The sequence below is a fragment of the Streptomyces sp. GESEQ-35 genome (assembly GCF_017948485.1).
In the GTDB taxonomy this organism is placed as follows: domain Bacteria; phylum Actinomycetota; class Actinomycetes; order Streptomycetales; family Streptomycetaceae; genus Streptomyces.
In genome coordinates, this window is record NZ_JAFFSX010000069.1 from 1 (window position 1) to 2,878 (window position 2,878).

2 protein-coding genes are annotated in these 2,878 nt (G+C 69.3%); one reads left to right on the forward strand and one right to left on the reverse strand.

Annotation, left to right across the window (positions count from 1 at the left end; translation table 11 throughout):
- Nucleotides 1-498 precede the first annotated feature (498 nt).
- Nucleotides 499-1,282 (reverse strand): IS5 family transposase gene (locus tag KCH87_RS48345; protein ID WP_210594449.1). Its coding sequence is split into 2 segments (ribosomal slippage): nt 499-948 and nt 950-1,282, totalling 783 coding nucleotides; the frame shifts between segments, so codons are not numbered across the junction.
- A 576-nt stretch (nt 1,283-1,858) separates the two neighbouring features.
- Here KCH87_RS48345 and KCH87_RS48350 point away from each other — a divergent pair.
- The coding region (locus tag KCH87_RS48350; RefSeq protein WP_247197936.1) for an AfsR/SARP family transcriptional regulator at nt 1,859-2,878 on the forward strand (1,020 nt) is incomplete at its 3' end.

Here is a 2,878-nt window from a genome sequence, read left to right on the forward strand (position 1 = left end):
AGGCACCGACACGGTCCAGGACTGCACCTCCGCAGTCGGCACCGTGATCCCGGAGGGATCTCCTGACAGTTACAAGGGAACCACCGACAAGCGCTGCTGATCCTCGCTCAACCGCGCGCGCCGGACGCCACGTTCAACTGAACGCCTGACGGCACGCGCACCCGAGAGCGCCCCGGCCGTCCGTCAGACGGCCGGGGTAGTGCGCCGTTTCTGGCGCACTGCGGCTCATGCCACGAACAGCCTGGTCAGCCCAGGTCCAGTACCTGCCCACCGGGCAGCGTGGTGTCGCCGACCCGAAGACGCCGTAGCCCAGCCGTAGCGAGGAAGCACAGGCCGACAGGCACTACGACGCACGCCCATCTCCGTCCCGTCAGCCCCATCTCCAGCGACTCTGCAACTCCCTCGCCATCACCCGGAGCTGACCTCCAAGCGAAGATCACCAACGGCACCCGAAATATCGGCCAGGTCCAAAGTCGCGGATCCTCATAAGACGTCGTCTCATTTGGTGAGTCTGCGGCAGCAGATGAGGCTGCGGGCGATGGCGGTGAAGGCCAGGAAGTGTTCGGCCTTGCGTTCGTAGCGGCGGTGCAGACGACGGCAGCCGCTCAGCCAGGACATCGTGCAGCGGTGCCGGACCAGCCGGGTGGAGGACTCGATGCCCTTGCGGGCGATGCGGTGCCGGATGCCTCGCTTGCGTAGCCATCGGCGCAGGTGGTCGTAGTCGTAGCCCTTTTCCGCGTGCAGCTTGGCGGCCCGTCGTCTGCGCGGGCCGCGGCGGGAGCGGATCGGCAGGATGCCACGCACGAGCGGCTCGAGTGCCTGGCTGTCGTGCAGGTTCGCGCCGGAGATCCCGATGGAGAGGGGTGAACCGGTCCGCTCGGTGATCAAGTGGATCTTCGAGCTCTTCTTACCCCGGTCTACAGGATTCGGGCCTGTCAGGCCCCCCTGTCAGGGCCCGCATGTGCACGGAGTCGATCGCGCAGCGCGACCAGTCCAGGTCTCCGCGCGAACCCGGCTCGTCGATGATGAGGCGGTGCAGCTTCGCCCAGACTCGAGCGGCGGTCCACTCGGTGAAGCGCCGGTGCGCCGTCGGACCAGAGGGGCCGAAGACCGGCGGCAGCTGCCGCCAGGTGCAGCCCGTCGTGGCCACGAAGATGATCGCGGCCAGTACCTCGCGATCCCCGTACCGGCGCCGACCGCCGCCCTGCGTCCACGATGGAGCAGGCGGGACCACCCGCTCGAACAGATCCCACAACTCGTCCGGCACCATGCGCTCGACCATCACCACACGGGCAGACCACCCACCACTCCAAGGGCGGCGGCGACGCGAGAACGCCAGGACTACGTAGGTCCTCCACATGCTCTGGATGGTTCAGTTTCCCTGGGCAGCGGCCGGTACGAGCCGGAAGGCGCGCCGCTGTCCCCGGGGGCGGAATCGGCGGATGTGGCCGTCGGTTCGTACCGCGGCCTGCCGGGCCCCGCATCGGATGGCCTCGAAGTATGGGTGAGGGATGGACGGGCTCGACCCGTCCGAAAGTCCGGTGTGACCTTCTGGAGCTCAACAACGGTCCTGCGCCGCAAAAGGGTTCAATCAGAGGCCCGGGTTGCATTTGTCATCTATGAGGGGCTTCCGCCGCCGTCTCGCAAGACAGGCTCGCCGCCGCAGGCCCTGCGGAACGCCCTGGTTGCATTTGTCATCTAGATGGGTGGCAGGGCGCACGGCCGCAGGAGTCCGAGCACCGGGGGGTCTGGAGGGTACAGGCCCCTCCGCCCGGCCGACCACGTTGTGGAGGTGTCCGCGTACGAATGCGGTGAGGGACGACTTGAGGGACTCATGAAGGCAATTCACGACGCATCCTTGAGCTTCGCCGTGCTCGGCCGGGTCAGGGCATGGCGCGACGGCACGGAACTGGATCTGGGGTCGCCGCAGCAAAGGGTGGTGCTGGCGGCGCTGCTGCTGCGGCGGGGGAGGCCGGTCACGACAGCCGAACTCGTTGATGCCGTCTGGGGCGATGACCCGCCGAACGCGGCTGTGTCCGTGCTGCGCACCTATGTGTCGCGGCTGCGCAAGGTGCTCAGACCTGGGCCCGATGACACACGCGCCATCGATGGTGCCGAGGCCCCGCAGGTGGTGGTCTCAGTCGCGGACGGCTATCTGGCCCGTGTGCCGACGGGCTCGGTGGATCTGGGGGTGTTCGAGGAGCGGGTCGCCGAGGCGCAGCGGCTGCGTGCCGTGGGCGAGGCTCCGGCCGCGGCACGGTTGCTGCATGCCGCGCTGGCGGAGTGGGAGGGGGTGCCGCTGGCCGGGCTTCCCGGTCCGCTGGCTAAGGCCGAGCGTGACCGGCTGGCAGAGGAGCGGCTGGCGGCGCTGGAGGCCCGCCTGGAGATCGATCTCGAACTCGGACGTCACAGCGAGGTGATCCCCGCACTCGTCGCGCTGACCGGCGAGCACCCGCTGCGGGAGGGGTTGCGCCAGCTCCTCATGCTCGCGTTGTACCGGTCCGGGCGGCAGGCCGAGGCACTGGAGACGTACCGCAGGACGCGCGGCACCCTGGTGGACGAGCTCGGCATCGAGCCCGGGGCCCCGCTGCGCGAGCTGCACGAGCGCATCCTGGCGGGCGAAGCGTCGCTGGACCCCTCCGCGGCCACGGCGTCGGCGGAACCGAAGGCCTCCGCACCGCGGTCCGCGGCCATCCGGCATGTGGCCGTCCCCGCGCAGCTCCCCGCCGATCTGCCCACCTTCACCGGGCGCCAGGCCGAACTCGAACAGGTCCGGATTCTCGGCCCGGAGACCACAACGTCCTCGTCCGTCACGGTGATCAGCGGGATGGCGGGGATCGGCAAGACGGCCCTGGCGGTGCACTGGGCCCACCGGATC